This is a genomic window from Phyllobacterium sp. CL33Tsu (assembly GCF_900113985.1).
Lineage (GTDB): Bacteria > Pseudomonadota > Alphaproteobacteria > Rhizobiales > Rhizobiaceae > Phyllobacterium > Phyllobacterium pellucidum.
Map to the genome: position 1 here is coordinate 278,041 of NZ_FORJ01000005.1, position 16,501 is coordinate 294,541.

Below are 16,501 nucleotides of genomic sequence, written 5' to 3' on the forward strand. Positions count from 1 at the left end.
AATGACTTGCAAAGATCGGCAAAAATGCCGGAAATTCAGCATTCACAGGCTTTCGCCACGAGCTTCTTGCCGATCTGGACGCGTCTATGTATCCAAATAGCGCTGAAATTCGAAGTGATTCGCTTGCCAGTGATTCGCGAAAACCCACTCGACCACCTCCAGGAGAAGCCCTCATGACATTGCCCGTAATTCTCTCGGCAACGGACCTCGGAGCACTCCTGAGCAGCCGCATCTGCCATGACATCATTTCGCCGGTTGGTGCAATCAACAACGGCCTCGAACTCCTCGAGGAGGGCGGCGCCGACGAGGATGCGATGAACCTCATCAAGTCGAGCGCCCGCAGCGCCTCGGCCCGCCTGCAATTTGCCCGCATTGCCTTCGGCGCGGCAGGATCCGCCGGCGTCCAGATCGACACCGGCGACGCGCAGAATGTCGCCAACGAATATATGAAAGGCGAGAAAGCACAGTTCACCTGGGAAGGCACCCGCGTCCTTCTGCCGAAGAACAAGGTGAAGCTCTTACTCAACCTCGTCCTGATCGCCAATGCCGCCCTTCCCCGTGGCGGCACGCTCGCAGTCAAGCTTGAGGGCGGGGACACCGAGCCGCGTTTCAGCCTCACCTCGCGGGGGCCGATGCTGCGCGTACCGCCGAAGTTCCTCGAACTTCACAGCGGCAGGGTACCGGAAGAACCGATCGACGCCCACGCGGTGCAGCCCTACTATACCCTGCTGCTAGCGCAGGAAGCCGGCATGACCATCTCGATCCATGCGACACCGGAAGAGATCGTTTTCGCCGCAGCCTGATCGCCGCGCAAAAGTTGCACTAATATTTACCATCAACCTTGGGTATTTGTTCACCCAGGCCCGCTAGTCTTCTTACCCGGAACGGTATGTTTCTGGCCTGCCGGGGGTATTGTATTGCTGCGTTGCATGATCATTGATGGCTCGCCGGTCGTGCGGAAGGTCGCCCGCCGACTCATCGCGAGCGAAACGACCGTCGTCACGACCGCCGACACCGGCTTCCAGACGGTTGCGGCTTGCAGCGTCGAGATGCCCGATATCATCATTCTCGACAGCGCCATCGCCGACATGCCGGCTGCCGATGTCATCGCACAGGTAAAATCGCTTCCCGGCGGCGCCAACAGCAAGATTTACCTCTGCCTTCCCGAAATCGACCTTGCCAAGATCATGCGCGCCAAGCGCGCTGGTGCTGCCGGCTATCTGCTCAAGCCTTTCAACCGGGCTTCGATCGCCGAAATCCTGCCGCAGGTTCCAGTGGCGGGCTGATGCCGAAGAGCGATCTTCTTGTGAGGTTCTTTGCGTCGGAAAGGGAGCTTGACGATTTTCTCGCCGCTGAACCGATCACTTCGAAGGGGTTTTGGCTAAAGCTTGCGAAGAAGAATTCTCCGATCAAGGGCGTGTCTCGCGAGGAAGCGATCGAATGTGGGCTCTGCCATGGCTGGATCGACGGCCAGCTCGACAAATTCGACGAGCACCACTGGCTTATCCGCTTCACGCCACGTCGGGCCACCAGCAAGTGGTCAGAGAAAAATCGAGACAAGGCGATCGAACTGACGGCGCAGGGCCGGATGCAACCGGCAGGCCTTGCCGAAGTCGAAAAAGCCAAGGCCGACGGTCGCTGGGATGCCGCCTATGCCCGGCAGAGCACCGCGACAGTTCCGGACGATTTGCAACGGGCCCTGGATGCCAATCCGGAGGCGCTGACGTTCTTCAACCAGCTTGATGGCCACAACCGGTTTGCAATTCTCTACCGCGTCCATGGCGCGAAACAGGCGAAAACACGGGCAGCGCACATAGAGAAATATATCGCCATGCTCGCCAAGGGTGAGACCATCTACCCGCTCAAACGCAAACGCTGACCCCAAAAGCAAAAAGGCTCCGCGCTAACGGAGCCCCTTGAAATTCATGCGCAATGCTATCAGGCGATTTCGCGCAGTTCGGTCGAGTCCGGCTCACGCAGCACATAGCCGCGGCCCCATACGGTTTCGATGTAGTTCACACCGTCGGAAGCCGAGTCGAGTTTCTTGCGCAGCTTGCAGATAAACACGTCGATGATCTTGAGTTCGGGCTCGTCCATGCCGCCATAAAGGTGGTTGAGGAACATTTCCTTGGTCAGCGTCGTGCCCTTGCGCAGCGAGAGCAGTTCCAGCATCTGGTATTCCTTGCCGGTCAGATGCACGCGCTGTCCGCTGACTTCCACCGTCTTGGCATCGAGATTGACGATGAGATCGCCTGTTGTGATGACCGACTGGGCGTGGCCCTTCGAGCGGCGAACAATCGCATGGATGCGGGCGACGAGTTCATCCTTGTGGAAGGGCTTCGTCATATAGTCATCGGCGCCGAAACCGAGACCGCGAACCTTGTCCTCGATGCCGGCCATGCCGGAGAGGATAAGGATCGGGGTCTTCACCTTCGACAGGCGAAGCGTCCGGAGCACCTCGTAGCCGGACATGTCCGGCAGGTTCAGGTCGAGAAGGATGATATCATAGTCGTAGAGCTTGCCGAGATCGACACCCTCCTCGCCCAGATCAGTCGTATAAACATTGAAGCTTTCCGACTTGAGCATCAGTTCGATGCTCTGGGCCGTTGCACTATCGTCTTCGATTAAAAGAACCCGCATATCATTCCCCTTTTCCCGCCGCTGAAATGGGTTGCCGTGCAATCCCGAAGCCAGGTCGCGAACAAGCCGTTTCCATAACGTTAAGATTGCCACCGAATGGTTAACAAAATCTGATTCCGCTTTGCAAGTGCCCTCGACTCTTAATTTAGAGATCGCAGGCACCGCATTGATTCATAAGGTCAACTCGCCTGCCAAAAACCATCAGATGGTGCTTCAGGTTCAAAGGCTAAGCGATTCATTCGACTCAATAAAATCTCTGCCTAGAAACTTCAGGATTCGATTTACCGAGCTTTAAGTCTTAAGGCGTATGATTAATGCTGAACGTAAAGGAAAGGTTACCAGACGGGGCCGCCTTTAAGTTTTTGTTTCATTTTCCCGAGGTGATTCGGGTGGAATACCGGCTGGATGGACCGCCGCCTCACATTTGGCGGCAGACGCGTACCGGCCTGAGAGTATGGCGTTGAGGGGGTAGTGAGCATGAAGTCGCATGAGGGTTTGGTTCGGCTGAAACTCTTTCAGGTCAAGGAAAAGCGCCGCCAGCTCGGTCAACTCGATCTGATGATGGGCGAATTCGAACGCATGGCCGCTGAACTGGACGCCCAGATTCTTTCAGAGGAAAAGAAGGCCGGCATCACCGACACGACGCACTTTGCCTATCCCACCTTCGCCAAGGCCGCGCGGCAACGCCGCGACAATCTTTTTGACTCGATCCGTGACCTGAAGGCGCAAAAGGACGAGGCTGAAGCCGCCCTTGCCGAATCGGAAGCCGAACTTGCCAAGGCCGAGGCGCTTGAGCAGCGTGACGGCAAGCCGCGCGAGGAAGAGACCCCCCTGCCCGACAAGCGCGCCATGATTGGCTGACGGACTGCCGCCCTATCGCTGCTGGATTACATCCGACCATTCGCTGTGGCGCAGCGATTGCGCCCGCATGAACGGGCAAAGCGGAATTATCTTCCAGCCACCCACCCGCGCATCTTCCACCGCATTCAAGGCGAGCGCCTGGCCGATGCCCTGCCCCCGAAGCGCGTCAGGCACCGCGGTGTGGTCGATGATGATGAGATGGGGGCTTGCGCGCGAGAAGGTCATCTCTGCTTCATGGCCGGATACAACAGCCACATAGCGTCCGCCCTTGCCCGTTTCCTGCTTTTCGATACTGATCTGACCACTCATTGTTACACCATCGTTATTGCGACTCGCGGTACCCGATGCCGGGTGCCCATCAACTGCCATTGATCAATTGTTTTTCGCCGACGTGACTTTGCCGAGGTCGGACGTATCGCTGAGAATGTGCACCGTCTCGTCGAGAAGCACGTCTTTTGCATCCTTCAGCGCTTTTTCGCTCGCAATATCCGCACTCATGCTGCGCTCGTCGGCCTGCAGACCATCCTCCTGAAATACAAGATCTGTGGTCGACGCCGAGCCCTTGCCATCGGCTGCTTCACGGGCCTTCAGGCGGCCAATCTGGCGATCCCTTTCGGCACGTCGCTCGGTTTCATTGAGGGATATGACCCGCTTGTCACGCAAGTCCTTGAGCTCGTTCACGTCTTCGACGAGTCTCCTGAAATCCCTGTCCTCCTTGGCACGCGCGTCGTGGCGGCTTTGAAGTTCCGGCAGGATCGGCTTGATATCCCCGAGCGGCTTGTACCTGGCAGGCTTGATCTGCAACCATGGCAACGCGTTGTCGTAACTCGACTCCCCGAGCGTCTCCTCATCCGAAAACCCGGGCAGGATGATGTCCGGCGTCACGCCGCGAAGCTGCGTGGTCCCGCCATTGATGCGGAAGAACTGCGCGACCGTCATCTTCAATTCGCCGAATTCCGGCTTTGGGTTGCGCGCTTGCTCGTCGAGATCGACCACAGTTTGCACGGTGCCCTTGCCGAAGCTTGGTTCGCCGATAACAAGCCCTCGGCCATAGTCCTGTATTGCCGCGGCAAAAATCTCGGAAGCCGAGGCCGATCCGCGATTGATAAGGACTGCAAGCGGCCCCGTCCATTTCGCCTGGCCACGATCATTGCCATCGACCTTGATGTCGCCCTCGCCATTGCGCTGTTGCAGGACGGGTCCCTTGCCAACAAACAGGCCGGTCAGTTCGATCGCCTGAGGCAAGGAGCCCCCGCCATTGTTGCGCAAGTCGATAACGACGCCGTCAACCTTTTCGTCTTCGAGTTCCGCCAACAGCTTGGCAACATCGCGGCTTGCGCTGCGATAGTTCTTGTCACCCCGTCGCCGCCCCTCGAAGTCGTCATAGAATGTGGGCAAATCGATCACGCCGATTTTGCGCGTGAGATCACCATCCTTCACGATCCTGATGCTTTGCTTGGCGGCCTGTTTTTCCAGGCTGATGTTATCGCGCACCAGAGTAATGAGCCGGTGCTTGCCGTCGGGGCCCGCGTCGGATGGCATGATATCCAGCCGTACGACCGTATCCTTTTCTCCGCGTATGAGCTTTACCACCTCGTTCAATCGAGTGCCGACGACGTCCACCATTGGACCGTCCTTGCCTTGTGCCACCCCGACAATTCTGTCGCCCGCATTAAGCTGGCCTGAGAGTTGGGCAGGTCCGCCGGCCACCAGTTCCCGTATGGTCGTATACTCATCGCGCTCCTGAAGAACGGCGCCGATGCCGACGAGCGAGAGTTTCATTGAAATGTCGAACTCCGAAGCGGCGGCAACGCCAAAATAGTCCGTGTGGGGTTCGACGGCATTGGTATAGGCGGTCATGAACGTCTGAAATACATCGTCGCTCTTGTATTTATAGGCGCGGGCCTGCGAGTTCTCATAACGCTTGCCGAGCGTCTCGCGTATCTTTGCATCGGACGTACCGGCCAATTTCAGGCGCAGCCAGTCGTTCTTGACGCGCTTGCGCCATATCTCCTGGCTTTCCGCTTCGGTTTTCGGCCAAGGCTCCTTGTCCCGTCGGATCGTAAAGTCTTCTTTTTGGTTGAAATCGAACCCATCCTTGAGAAGTCCGCGTGCGTAACTCATGCGCTCCACGAAGCGCTGGTCATAAACGTTGAAAATCCCAAACGGGATAGTGAGATCTTCGCCATAGATGGCATCGTCCAGTTTGTCCTTGCTGGCCATGAACGTGTCGATATCGGACTGAAGGAAAAAGGATCGGTCCGGGTCCAGCAATTCTATGTAGCGATCGGTGATTTTCGCGGACAAAGCGTCGTCCAGCGGCACTTTCTTGTAGTGATAATAGGTCAATACCTGCGCACTCAAATGCGCAGCCTTGCCTTGATCCTCCTCAGGCGCGAGCACCGGAGGTGAGGCGGTTTCCAACGCCTGAGCAGAGGAAACGACCGTCAGGAAAGCAAGCAACAAGCCAAATCTGGTACGCATAAGGTGCACGAATCCAATGCTCTGTGTGGATTTAACCATCAAATATTACCGCCGGCGGACTGCCGGCCGCATCTAAACTTACTATGGCGATCCATCATGTGAAGCGTCAATCGGTAACAAGTGAATGTGATCCAGTCTGTCTAGTGCAAATCTTGTTTAAATTGAGCCGATCCTGTCATCGCGCAGGGCAAACTCTTGCCGTGGGCGCAAATTGTCTTCGCCGTCCTTGACGGGCGCCATGCATTTCCTTCATGCATGGGCTGTCAGCCTCGGTCGGATATCAGCATGTCGACAAGATTTATCATTCCGATCCTGCTTTTCGTCGCGACATTCACCCTCGCATTGGGGCTGACCATGCCGCTGATGAATGTGAGCAAGCTCTATTTCTTCGACGAAAGCCCGTCGCTTATCGATATCATCGGCTCGCTGTGGCGCAGCGGCGACTGGTTCCTCGCACTCACCGTCCTTCTCTTTTCGGTTGTCCTGCCGGTCGCAAAGCTCGGCGTCGCGCAGATGGCGGTGGCGCAGGTACCAGCCGCGTCCCGCGCCCTTCATCGCTGGGTCGGGCTATTGTCGAAATGGTCGATGCTCGACGTGCTTCTGGTCGCCCTCGTGATTTTCGGCGCCAAGACCAGCGGGCTTGCTACCGCGATCGCACAGCCGGGCCTCTGGTTCTTCACCGCCTCGGCAATACTTTCGGCGGTCGCGGCCCACCTTATCGTTGCCAGGGAAAAGCAGGCAGATTAATCGCGGCATGGCCAAATGGAAAAAGGCTGGTCTTGCGACCAGCCTCTCCCAACTTTCTTGCACCATCATCTAATGACGATATTGCTGTATCCGGGTTGTTCTAAGGCCAGCCAGCCCGTGATCGGAGATCGAGGACTGCCAGGACAGGAACTCCTCCACCGTCAAAGTGTAGCGCTGGCATGCTTCCTCAAGACTAAGAAGACCACCGCGCACAGCGGCAACCACCTCAGCCTTGCGGCGAATGACCCAACGCCGCGTATTCGCGGGTGGAAGATCGGCGATGGTCAGTGGACTGCCATCCGGGCCGATAACATATTTTACTCTCGGTCGAACAAGATCGGTCATTGTACTCTCTACACTAAACTTCAAGACCTATCGCAGCAGACATTACAGAGAGGGCTTTAATAATTGCCTAAACGCCGAGTCATTGTCTGGTAACTTCGGTTAATGGAGGCGTAGGGATTTCATTAAACTTTTGTCCAACTGCAAATATTTGACCGGGTGCCCGTCGGCTTTGTTCAGAAAACTTTGAACGAGAAAGACCTATCTTGGCGCACTTCCTGTTGGCAGAACAGGTCAATTCACCTATATAGAGCCCGACAATAGCGCTGCGCCTTTATGCCGCTGCCAAGAACCGGATCCGCTTATGACCTTGAATAGCCTCGATCTGCCGGGAAAGCCGGAAGACACCCGTATCGTCGTTGCCATGTCTGGCGGCGTGGATTCTTCCGTCGTCGCGGGCATCCTGAAACGCGAAGGCTATGATGTCGTCGGCGTGACATTGCAGCTTTACGATCATGGCGCCTCGACCCATCGCGCAGGCTCCTGCTGCGCTGGCCAGGACATCGAGGATGCGCGCCGGGTGTCCGAACTCCTCGGCATCCCGCATTACGTGCTCGATTACGAGGCGCGCTTTCGCGAAGCTGTGATCGATCCGTTCGCTGCAAGCTATGTCAGCGGCGAAACGCCGATCCCTTGCGTTTCCTGCAACCAGACTGTCAAGTTCGCCGACCTGTTGCAGACCGCGCGTGATCTCGGCGCCGATGCCCTGGCGACCGGCCATTATATCCGCAGCCACGCCAATGGTGCCCACCGTGCCCTCTATCGGCCGGTCGATACCGACAAGGACCAGAGCTATTTCCTGTTTGCGACGACGCAGGAACAGATCGACTATCTGCGCTTTCCGCTCGGCGGCATGACCAAGACCGAAACCCGCGCCATCGCCGAGGAGCTCGGCCTTACCGTCGCCAACAAGCAGGATAGCCAGGACATCTGCTTCGTGCCGCAGGGCAAATATTCCGACATCATCTCGAAGCTGAAGCCTGAGGCCGCGAACCCGGGCGATATCGTTCACATCGACGGGCGCGTGCTCGGCCGGCACGAGGGTATCGTCCACTATACGATCGGCCAGCGCCGCGGCATTGGCGTCGCGACGGGCGATCCGCTCTACGTCATCCATCTCGATGCCAAGAATGCGCGGGTCGTCGTCGGCCCACGCGAGGCCCTGGAAACGCACAAGGTGTTTCTGCGCAACATCAACTGGCTCGGCGATGGCCCGCTTTCGGCAATTCCCGAGGGCGGTGTCGAAGTCTACGCCAAGGTCCGCTCCACCCGTCCGCCGCGCCCGGCACTCCTGCACCATCGCGACGGCGAGACCTTCGTCGAACTCGTCGACGGCGAAAGCGGCATTGCTCCCGGCCAGGCCTGCGTGCTCTATTCCGACAACAGCAATACCGCCCGCGTCTATGGCGGCGGCTTTATCGGCCGCTCCGAGCGCGCTCCAAAGGCCGAAGCCATGCTGAAGCGGCTCGCCCAGCAGGGCCACGCCGCCGCGTGAGGCGGTTTGCTTGTCTCATGCCTGATGGGTCCTTGGGACATAGCCCGAGGAGCCATCTCCGGGGTGTACTAACCCCTCAGGCCTTCTCGTGAAACTCGCGAATGGTACCGATAATACGGTCCTGATCGGCTTCGCTGAGGTAGGGGTGCATCGGCAGGCAGAGTATATTCTTTGGCAAGGTCTCCGATACAGGTAGCCCGCCCGGCGCACGCATATAATGCTCATACGCCTTCTGCAAATGCAGCGGCTTCACGTAGTAAATCACCGAAGGAATGCCATTTGCCTGAAGATGCGCCTTCAAGGCATCGCGTTTTTCCGTCTCGATAGCATACTGTGCCCAGGCCGAGCGTGAGCCGGCCGGCATATGCGCAACCTTGACGGCGTCCTTCAGGCCATTGGCATAGCGCTTCGCCACCACCTGACGCGTTTCCATCTCGTCCTCGAGAATGACTAGCTTTTCGATGAGCACCGCCGCCTGGATCGTGTCGAGGCGTGAATTGAGCCCGATACGGACATTATCATACTGGGTCTCGCCCTTGCCGTGGAACAGCACGGACCGCAAAATCTCGGCAAGCGAAGCGTCATTGGTGAACATCGCCCCGCCGTCGCCATAGCATCCGAGCGGCTTGGCCGGGTAGAAGCTCGTTGCCGCGACATCGCCGAACGCGCCGCACATGGCATTGTCACGTTTGCCGCCGATCGATTGGGCCGCGTCCTCGATAACGAAGAGGCCCTCCTTCGCGGCAATGGCGGAAAGCGAGGTGTAATCGGCGGCAAGACCGAAAAGGTCGACCGGAATGATCGCCTTGGGCTCGAGGCGCCCTTCGGCGCGCACGGCGGCAATTGCCGCCTGCAACTGCTCGACATTGATGTTGTATGTCTCGGGATCGACGTCGATGAATACCGGCTCGGCCCCGGCAAGCGCCACGACTTCGGCGGTTGCAGCGAAGGTAAAACTCGGGACGAACACCGCGTGGCCCGGACCGATGCCCTTGGCCATCAGCGGCATCAGCAGCGCATCGGTGCCGTTGGCGCAGGCGATCACATGTTCGACGCCAACATATTCGGCGAGACGCTTTTCGAATTCGGCAACTTCAGGCCCGAGGATGTATTTACCCTCGCGAACGACCTTGGCGATTGCCGCGTCGAGTTTGCCGCTAATCCGTTCACGCTGTGCGCCGAGATCGATGAACTGCATCATTGCTCCAATATCAAATATGCTCGCGCAATCGCCGCGAGCAACAGTCAAGGCGATTGTTTAGATGGGCAGCCGATGGACCGCCAGACGTCGCCATTCAAAGTTTGTGCGGCCTTGTAACAACGCTTTATGTCGAGTGCAATCTTTGCGCGCGTCAACCGTAGGCTGGTGTATCGCGCTTGGGCTCCGTGTGCGCCACCGTGCCGGCTGTCAGGATGCGCAGCACGCGGATTGCTTCCTCGCCATCGGTGCGCGGCTCTTCGCGCGTTTCGATGCACGATATGAAATTCTGAAGTTCGCGCGTCAGCGGCATGCCCTGTGCGATCTTGACATAGGTCGGCTCTTCCGTGGTTGATGCCCAGGCGCCATTATCCTGCCAGATCGAGTGCTTGTAGACCGCGAGTTTCTTGTCCCATTGCTCCATGTCATCGAAGACGGCCATGGCCTTGGTGCCGACGACGGTCAGGCGACGCTCGCGATAGGGATTGAGGCGCGAAGCAAAGAGATGCCCGCGCACATTGTCGGGAAAGCGAAGGTGGAGGTGCGCAAAATCGCTGAGGTGGTCGAGCACCGCGGCGCCCTCGCCGCGCACTTCGATCGGCTCGGTCCCAGTAATCGCCAGGATCATCGACAAATCATGCGGAGCCAGATCCCAGAGCGCATCGTTCTCCGTGTGAAACTTGCCAAGGCCGAGCCGGTGCGAATGGATATATCGCACCTTTCCGAGATGGCCGGCCTTGATCAGGTCGAGCAGCTTTTCGAAAGCCGGATGAAACCGCAGCACATGGCCGACCATGAAGATGCGGCCATTATCGTGGGCAGCTTTCACCGCAGCTTCGGCGTCGGGGACAGTCAGCGCGATCGGCTTCTCGACGAGCACGTCCTTGCCGTTGCGAACGGCCTTGATTGCAGCCTGCGCGTGAAACTGCGGCGGCAGCGCCATGACGATCGCGTCGACGTCCGGATGCGTGTAGATTTCGTCGGCAGCAATATGCAGGACGCCTTGCTCGGCGGCAAAGCCCGCGGCACGATCGCTGTTCTGGTCCGAGACGGCATAAAGGGCGCCAAGGCTCTTCAGGGTACGGATATGGTTGCTGCCCCAATAGCCGCAACCAAGCACTGCAATCCGTGGAGCCATCTTTTCAGCCTTCTTCATGTCGGCATCCAATATCTGGAGCAAGAAACGATGACAAGACCTCGAACCCGGCAATTCCATGTCGAGGTTTTAAAGCCGGTGCACAATTCTTTGAGATTCGGGCGCGGTGCAACGGCAAGATCGCATCAGTTACCCGGGAGAGTGAACCTCGGGACAAGCGCCGTCCCTCGGTTGAAACGCGAGAATGACGGCTACGGTGGATCAGGGTGACGGCACTCGTGGGCTAGGTTGACGGCAGTGGTGACAAGGAAGACTGCAATGCTGGTGGATGAGGGGGGCACCTACAGATGCGTTGACAAGCAGATCGCGTCATGGCCATTTCCACCAACTAGGACGGCTATATCGGGTAAGGAGACGCGTTACTTCAATTTTGTGCTTTGACCCGAGGAGCCATTCGCAACTTGGCCGAGCCATCCACTTGACAGGCAGTTTCTACGCACATATACCCCGCCCGTCCCTGTCGATTGACAGCGCGTTCCCCGGTACAGCTTTAAAGGCAGGCCATTGACGGAACGCTTGGCATATGGGGCGAAGTAGCTCAGTAGGTTAGAGCAGAGGAATCATAATCCTTGTGTCGGGGGTTCGAATCCCTCCTTCGCTACCATTCATTTCTCGATAGAATCAACCAGATACCAAGTTGACGGATGTCCTAGAATAGGCAGATGAGTGTCGCATCATGCTGCAACTGGCTGCTATTGATTTTCCAACGATTTTATTGGAAGGGCGGCGTATCCATGGGCGATATTTGCAATCAAAGCTCTATTTTAGTTTTGGTCGCTTTTCGACGGTTGTCGATCACGTTGTCCTGACGGGAGGCCAAGTGGCCTCCCGCGACATGACCGGACACTTATTGAGGCCGCAGCGCTTCTAAATCGTTAAGCCGTTTGAGCGCGTCTTGCTGGCGCAGCATCCCGTAGTTGATGCCGCTTGCATTGAGGGAACTGCCTTCCTGATAAGGAAACTGAGTGAAATCCGAGAAAAACTCCTTGATCTTTCCTTGGACTGGCACAAGCAACCACATGTTGCGAGCGAGGAATTCGAGCGCACCGCCTCCATCCTCCATACCGCGCTCATACGGATCCATACGCAAGTTCGCGATAAGAGCCCAACTCGGCACTTCCCTGGTGGCCGTTGCAATGTTGCCGTGGCTGGCGACTGCAAAGCTCAACTTCCAGTCGTTCCAACGTATGGCATTGAGGTTGCCGCCTTGATCGAAGTAATACACCGCGTCACGCGGGCCCGTTTGTGTATCCCCCTTGAGTAACGGCATGAGATCATAGCCATCCAGGTGGACTTTGAAATCCTTCGAGCCGGATTTGAAGCCTGTCTTCATTTGGTCCTTGAGATCGGGGATGCCCGCCGCGCTTGCGAATGTCGGCATCCAATCCATGAGCGTAACAATGTCGTTAACCTCTGTCCCAGGTTTGACGACTCCTGGCCAGCGGACCATCATGGGAATACGGAAACCGCCCTCCCACGTCGTTCCCTTTTCGCCGTGGAACATTGTCTGGGCGCCATCCGGCCAAAGCGCGAGTTCAGCGCCATTGTCGGTGGTGTAAAGGACAATGGTATTTTCGGCGATTCCGAGTTCATCTAACTGATCTAGAAGCTGTCCGACGTGTCCATCATGTTCGACCATGCCGTCAGCATGAATTCCTTTGCCTGTTTTTCCCATCGAGTCAGGCTTAAGGTGCGTGAAGACGTGCATCCGCGTGGAATTGAACCAGACGAAAAACGGCTTGTCTGCCTTATGCTGGCGATCGATATAGTCCTTGGCAGCAGCAAGGAATTCCTCATCGATGGTTTCCATCCGCTTGGTATTGAGCGCGCCCGTATCTTCGATCTTTCCATCCGCACTCGACTTGATCACACCGCGCGGGCCGAACTGCTTTCGGAACGACGGATCCTTCGGATAAAAATATCCCTCGGGCTCTTCCTCAGCATTCAGGTGATAGAGATTGCCGAAAAATTCGTCAAAGCCATGATTTGTCGGCAGGTGTTGATCCTGATCGCCGAGGTGGTTCTTCCCGAACTGGCCTGTGGCGTATCCTTTCGACTTCATTACATCGGCAATGGTTGGCATCCAATCCTGGATACCGTGCGGATCGCCCGGCATACCTATAGTAAGAAGTCCGGTGCGAAAGGGCTCCTGACCGAGAATGAAGGACGCACGGCCCGCAGTGCAACTTTGCTGACCATAGGAATCCGTAAAGATCGCGCCTTCTTTTGCGATGCGGTCGATATTCGGAGTACGATACCCCATCAACCCCATTGTGTAGGCGCTGATCTGTGGAATACCAATATCGTCGCCAAATATGACGAGAATGTTCGGCGGCTTACCTGACCCGCCGGATTGGGCTTCGGCGGCGGGCTGTTGAGTTTGTGCGTTACTTCGATCCACGGTGGAGGCCACAGCAAGGGCCGCGACGGCAAGGGAACTGCCGCCAAGCAAAAGTTCGCGGCGGCTGACGGAAGGTGCTCCGTCCGACTTTCCGGTCTTTGTATCCTTCATCGGAAATTCTCCTCAAGAGATTACAATGCGATTGCAATTCAGGCGTGAAAATTCATAGGTGGAAGTACGTTACGGTAAATCCGCGCGTAAATATGTGCTTGTCCGAATTCAGGCGATGCAACTTTACTCCTCAAGAGCATAGTAAAAACTAGGAAAATATTGTGCCTCCTATGGAGACACTGGTCCCTATCTTGGGGGTGCAGCCAGAGGCATACCCACGCCTAACATTGATCAGCTTGCGAAGGACGGAATCATGTTCACGTCCTTTTATGCTCAACCGAGCTGCATTCCCGGACGGGCTGCGATTCAAACCGGTCGGATTCCAAAGTGATCAGAGATGACAACGGTGCTCAGACAGCAGTACGCCAGCGACCAGTCCATGGTGCTATTTTGACCTGTTATTATCGCCCTGCTTTATCGTATTGAACCGTTGCAGCGTGTTGTAGCGCAAGTTCCTGATTTCAACGACGCCGCCTTCCAGAACCGTGTAGACAACTTCCCCGTTCTTGGCTGTCGCGGTTTCGCCGGGTTTGCCCTCGCCTCTTATGATCTTGTTTATGGTTGCAAGCTGAGATGTGCTGTCGTCCTCGGCAAATGCGGGCGGGGAATGCAGGCCGATGGTAAAGACCAAGGAAAGAAGAGCCGTTACTCGTCTGATCATGACTATCCTCAGCAAGGTGAGCGCAAAGCAAAGCGTCGCAACTTAACTCAATTTGTGCCTTGATGGCGAACGTCATTCTTGGCCATCCTTGATGACTTTTGCAGCGCTTGCCAGTATTGAATGCTTGGGCCCAGTCAGGGCGAACCTCCCGCACCGGAGCAGAGAAATGCCATCGAGCGAATTGTTGATCGCGTTCCTGATAACGACGGCGATCTTCGCCTATATTCCAGGGCCAGCCATGCTCTACGCCGCCGCCCAGACGATCGCGCGCGGACGCCGTGCGGGCTTGATGGCATCCCTCGGCATTCATCTTGGTTGCTATGTCCATGTCATTGCCGCCGCGGCGGGCCTGTCGATGCTCTTTCACGCCGTGCCAATGCTCTACATGCTGGTGAAGCTTGCCGGTGCTGCCTATCTTGTCTGGCTCGGCATCTCGTTGTTTCGTGCCAGGGTCGAGGATGTCGCGCTGCCCGGGATCGAGGCAAAGTCCGGCCGCCGCGCATTCCTTGAGAGTATCAGCGTCGAAGTGCTTAACCCCAAGACCGCCATTTTCTTCATGGCGTTCCTGCCGCAATTCATTGATGCTTCGGCGGCATTCCCCATCTGGGTACAGTTCCTGATCCTTGGAACAATCGTCAACCTGATGTTTTCATCCGCCGACATCGTCTGCGTCTTTCTCGCTGGGGCAATTGTCACGTGGCTCCGGCGCTCAAACCACGCCCGCAGGCTCATGCAGCGGGCCGGCGGCGCCCTGCTCGTCGGTCTCGGCACCCATCTCGCCTTGCAGCGCAGCTAGTCTCCTGTCGGCTCCTCACTCCGTCCGGTGACCGCCCGAACGTCACGCGCGACCTCGCGCATATCATTGTTGAGCTGATGGTCCCGGCCTTCGAGCGTGCAGATCACCGCGTGCGGCAGAGCTTTCATATAAAGGTCCGTGTGCGCGGCGGGCACCACATCGTCGGCCGTTCCGCGATAAAGATAGATGGGAATGCCGCGCGGAAGGCGATCCGCAAGGTCGTCGCACGCCCCGATGTCATCGTCCGGCCACCCGCCTTCGCCGATGAAAGGCGGTGCTATCAGGAACAGCCCGCCAAACGCGCGTGGTAAGGCCGATTCCGCGAGGACGTGCAGCAGGATCGTGCCGCCGACCGAGTGGCCGACAAGAATTGCACCGTCGTCCAGGCCATCGAACGCGCTGAGCAACGCACCTTTCCAGGCGGCATACTTCGGATCACCCTCATCGGGCATGCGCGGATAGTGGACCGGATAGGCGGCACCGAGTTCCTGTCGGAGGCTCTCCGCAAGCTTGTCGTCCCAGTGATCGTGGGTACCTTCCCCGGCGCCTTGAACGAAGAGGATATCTCTGGCCATCTCCCGATTTTATGCGACTGCACTGACGGGTACAAGACGCGGGCCCGGCGCACAGGCACCTCAGGTGGTAAGGGACAATGCCGCCATTCTCTCGCGTAGCAATGGAACGGCAAAATCCACGAATGCGCGAAGTTTCAGTGGAGTCCGCCCTTGCGCGACATAGACCGCGCTTACCGGCCATGCCGGCGGTTCAAAGTCTTCAAGCAGGAGGACAAGTTTTCCAGCGGAGACAGCGCCTTGCGCCTGGTAGGAGAGCAATCGCGTAACGCCGAGCTCGGCTGCCGCCGCGTCGGCCGCCGCTTCGGCGGTCGTCACGCTAAGCCGCGATTGCACAGGAACGTCGACCTCGCGCTTTCCCTCGACAAAGGTCCATATCCTGGGCGAGTTGAATCCCTCGAAGGTGATGCAGTCATGGGTCGCGAGTTCTTCCGGGCGCGCGGGCGTACCACGTCTTGACAGATAGGCGGGGCTTGCATAGGCCGCCCGTCGGATCATCCCGACCTTCGTCGCCACAAGATTGCTGTCCGGCAGATTGCCAATGCGGATGGCAAGGTCGATGTGATCCTCGATCAGATTGACCTGCCGATCGCTAAGGCTCAATCGCAGATTGATCTGCGGATAGGCCTTGAGGAATTCGGTCACCACCGGCAGCACATGCAAACGGCCGAAAACGATGGGCGCGGTGACGGTCAGGTCGCCCTTGGGCGCTACAAACTCCCCGGCAGCTATCCGCTCCGCTTCTTCGACCTGCTGCAGAATCATTTTGCTCGCCTCAACATAGGCGCGCCCCGCGTCGGTGAGCTCGAACTGGCGGCTCGAGCGTATCAGGAGACGCGTGTCGAGGTGAGCCTCGAGTTCGGCGACTTTGCGACTTACCGTTGCAAGCGGCATGTTTAGCCGTCGAGAGGCCGAAGATAGACTGCCCGCGTCCACGGCAGCCAGAAGCACGGCCATTGCATCAAGACGGTCCATCAAGCCTTCCATATTTTGGTAGGATAACTCCCGATTTCCCTTTCTACTGCGATTTGATGAAA

The 16,501-nt window shown here is 57.4% G+C and carries 17 protein-coding genes, 1 tRNA gene and 1 pseudogene; 9 read left to right on the top strand and 10 right to left on the bottom strand.

Going from position 1 to position 16,501, the window contains the following annotated elements:
• Positions 1-173 precede the first annotated feature (173 nt).
• The 3 genes from BM074_RS18285 (at position 174) to BM074_RS18295 (ending at position 1,879) form a co-directional block, all read left to right on the top strand.
• Entirely contained in the window at positions 174-803 is a 630-nt protein-coding gene (locus BM074_RS18285; RefSeq protein ID WP_027233498.1) for a histidine phosphotransferase ChpT, read from the top strand.
• A 126-nt stretch (positions 804-929) separates the two neighbouring features.
• A complete protein-coding gene (locus BM074_RS18290) occupies positions 930-1,286 on the top strand; it encodes a response regulator (protein ID WP_228017854.1) in 357 nt (118 codons plus the stop codon).
• Entirely contained in the window at positions 1,286-1,879 is a 594-nt protein-coding gene (locus tag BM074_RS18295) for a YdeI/OmpD-associated family protein (protein WP_091923907.1), read from the top strand. Before BM074_RS18290 ends, BM074_RS18295 begins: the two co-directional genes overlap by 1 nt.
• Before the next feature lie 59 nt (positions 1,880-1,938).
• On the opposite strand, the gene BM074_RS18300 is transcribed toward BM074_RS18295, so the two are convergent.
• A complete protein-coding gene (locus BM074_RS18300; RefSeq protein WP_027233501.1) occupies positions 1,939-2,640 on the bottom strand; it encodes a response regulator transcription factor CtrA in 702 nt (233 codons plus the stop codon).
• A gap of 477 nt (positions 2,641-3,117) precedes the next feature.
• Between BM074_RS18300 and BM074_RS18305 the strand changes: the two genes are divergently transcribed.
• Complete coding sequence (locus BM074_RS18305) at positions 3,118-3,501, top strand: flagellar export protein FliJ (RefSeq protein WP_091923909.1); 384 nt, start codon at positions 3,118-3,120, stop codon at positions 3,499-3,501.
• 12 nt (positions 3,502-3,513) lie between these two features.
• On the opposite strand, the gene BM074_RS18310 is transcribed toward BM074_RS18305, so the two are convergent.
• Both BM074_RS18310 and BM074_RS18315 read right to left on the bottom strand, forming a co-directional pair.
• Entirely contained in the window at positions 3,514-3,798 is a 285-nt protein-coding gene (locus BM074_RS18310) for a GNAT family N-acetyltransferase (protein ID WP_175499070.1), read from the bottom strand.
• 75 nt (positions 3,799-3,873) lie between these two features.
• Positions 3,874-5,985 (bottom strand): carboxy terminal-processing peptidase, encoded by a 2,112-nt coding sequence (locus tag BM074_RS18315; protein ID WP_091924046.1) that lies wholly within the window; start codon positions 5,983-5,985, stop codon positions 3,874-3,876.
• A gap of 285 nt (positions 5,986-6,270) precedes the next feature.
• Here BM074_RS18315 and BM074_RS18320 point away from each other — a divergent pair, with 285 nt between their 5' ends.
• On the top strand, positions 6,271-6,732 hold the full coding sequence (locus BM074_RS18320; RefSeq protein ID WP_175499064.1) for a paraquat-inducible protein A: 462 nt from the start codon (positions 6,271-6,273) through the stop codon (positions 6,730-6,732).
• A 69-nt stretch (positions 6,733-6,801) separates the two neighbouring features.
• On the opposite strand, the gene BM074_RS18325 is transcribed toward BM074_RS18320, so the two are convergent.
• Positions 6,802-7,077: a CtrA inhibitor SciP gene (locus BM074_RS18325; protein ID WP_081816000.1), complete on the bottom strand. Its 276-nt coding sequence runs from the start codon at positions 7,075-7,077 to the stop codon at positions 6,802-6,804.
• A gap of 301 nt (positions 7,078-7,378) precedes the next feature.
• On the opposite strand from BM074_RS18325, the gene mnmA reads away from it, so the two are divergent.
• Complete coding sequence (gene mnmA / locus BM074_RS18330; RefSeq protein ID WP_027233507.1) at positions 7,379-8,569, top strand: tRNA 2-thiouridine(34) synthase MnmA; 1,191 nt, start codon at positions 7,379-7,381, stop codon at positions 8,567-8,569.
• A 76-nt stretch (positions 8,570-8,645) separates the two neighbouring features.
• Here mnmA and BM074_RS18335 read toward each other — a convergent pair whose 3' ends face one another.
• Both BM074_RS18335 and BM074_RS18340 read right to left on the bottom strand, forming a co-directional pair.
• Positions 8,646-9,767 (bottom strand): DegT/DnrJ/EryC1/StrS family aminotransferase, encoded by a 1,122-nt coding sequence (locus BM074_RS18335; RefSeq protein WP_091923914.1) that lies wholly within the window; start codon positions 9,765-9,767, stop codon positions 8,646-8,648.
• 154 nt (positions 9,768-9,921) lie between these two features.
• The gene (locus BM074_RS18340; protein ID WP_027233509.1) at positions 9,922-10,905 is read right to left on the bottom strand and encodes a Gfo/Idh/MocA family protein; all 984 of its coding nucleotides are present in this window, start codon (positions 10,903-10,905) and stop codon (positions 9,922-9,924) included.
• Positions 10,906-11,450: 545 nt separating this feature from the next.
• Here BM074_RS18340 and BM074_RS18345 point away from each other — a divergent pair.
• Positions 11,451-11,527: transfer RNA gene (locus BM074_RS18345), tRNA-Met, on the top strand.
• A gap of 243 nt (positions 11,528-11,770) precedes the next feature.
• Here BM074_RS18345 and BM074_RS18350 read toward each other — a convergent pair.
• Positions 11,771-13,435 (bottom strand): arylsulfatase, encoded by a 1,665-nt coding sequence (locus tag BM074_RS18350; RefSeq protein WP_091923916.1) that lies wholly within the window; start codon positions 13,433-13,435, stop codon positions 11,771-11,773.
• 169 nt (positions 13,436-13,604) lie between these two features.
• Here BM074_RS18350 and BM074_RS22820 point away from each other — a divergent pair.
• Positions 13,605-13,763: pseudogene (locus BM074_RS22820) on the top strand (sulfatase-like hydrolase/transferase); the annotation flags it as partial.
• 57 nt (positions 13,764-13,820) lie between these two features.
• Here BM074_RS22820 and BM074_RS18355 read toward each other — a convergent pair.
• Positions 13,821-14,096, bottom strand: a complete 276-nt coding sequence (locus tag BM074_RS18355; protein ID WP_091923918.1) for a hypothetical protein — start codon at positions 14,094-14,096, stop codon at positions 13,821-13,823.
• Positions 14,097-14,262: 166 nt separating this feature from the next.
• Between BM074_RS18355 and BM074_RS18360 the strand changes: the two genes are divergently transcribed.
• A complete protein-coding gene (locus BM074_RS18360) occupies positions 14,263-14,892 on the top strand; it encodes a LysE family translocator (RefSeq protein WP_091923920.1) in 630 nt (209 codons plus the stop codon).
• Here the strand turns inward: BM074_RS18360 and BM074_RS18365 are convergent.
• On the bottom strand, positions 14,889-15,467 hold the full coding sequence (locus BM074_RS18365) for an alpha/beta fold hydrolase (RefSeq protein ID WP_091923922.1): 579 nt from the start codon (positions 15,465-15,467) through the stop codon (positions 14,889-14,891). The genes BM074_RS18360 and BM074_RS18365 overlap by 4 nt on opposite strands.
• Positions 15,468-15,527: 60 nt before the next feature.
• Positions 15,528-16,439, bottom strand: coding sequence for a LysR family transcriptional regulator (locus BM074_RS18370; RefSeq protein WP_027229590.1), 912 nt, complete (start codon positions 16,437-16,439; stop codon positions 15,528-15,530).
• Positions 16,440-16,501 lie beyond the last annotated feature (62 nt).